Origin of the sequence: Chitinimonas sp. (genome assembly GCF_041904975.1) — a bacterium.
In the GTDB taxonomy this organism is placed as follows: domain Bacteria; phylum Pseudomonadota; class Gammaproteobacteria; order Burkholderiales; family Chitinimonadaceae; genus Chitinimonas.
The window spans coordinates 1-675 of sequence record NZ_JAYRLZ010000060.1 but is presented as its reverse complement, the minus strand read 5'-3'; the positions used below and the strand labels follow the sequence as shown (position 1 = coordinate 675).

Sequence of the window (675 nt, the reverse complement as noted above, 5' to 3'; positions counted from 1 at the left end):
CAGCGACAGGCAGGCGCTCAGCGAAGCGCGGCAGCTGGCTCGCGCCGGCCGGCTGGAAGAGGCGGCCCGCGCCATGCGCAGGCTGTTTCCGGCCGGGCCGCCGGAAGGCCCCTTGCTGCTGGAGTATTACCGGGTACTGGCCGGCACCGAGTCGGGCCGGGCGCAAGCGCTGGCCGGCTATGCCCGGCTGGTCAAAGCCTATCCGCAAGAGCCGGAATTTCGCACCCGCCTGGCAGCCCTGCAGCTGCAGCGCAGCGACAGCCGGCAGCAGGCGATCCGCACCCTGGCCGCCATGGCGCGCTTGCGCCAGGGCAATGTGCAGGAAGTAATGGCGCTATGGCGCCGCGCCCTGCTGTCGTCGGACGCGGCCAGCAGCGATCCGCAACTATTCAAGGCGTTTCTGCAGCTGGACCCGAAAGACAGCGCCGTCGCCGAGCAGCTGGTCAAGGTGATGGCCGCCCGCGCCGAGCGCTCTCGCCGCGCCCACGATCCGGACGAAATCCGCCTCGCCACGCTGCAGCAGCAACTGGCTGATGATCAGCTGGACGTTGCTGCCGACGCCATTGCACAACTGGCTGGCAGCAAGCTGGCGGACGATGGCCGCCGGATCGGTGCGCAGGGCTTTCTGGCAATCAAGCGTGGCGAGCCTGGCGCGGCCGAAGCGCTGTTCCGGCG

1 protein-coding gene is annotated in these 675 nt (G+C 69.9%); it reads left to right on the top strand.

Annotated elements, in window-relative coordinates:
- On the top strand, positions 1 to 675 hold a 675-nt coding region (locus ACE3OH_RS08025), incomplete at both ends, for a hypothetical protein (protein WP_374350552.1).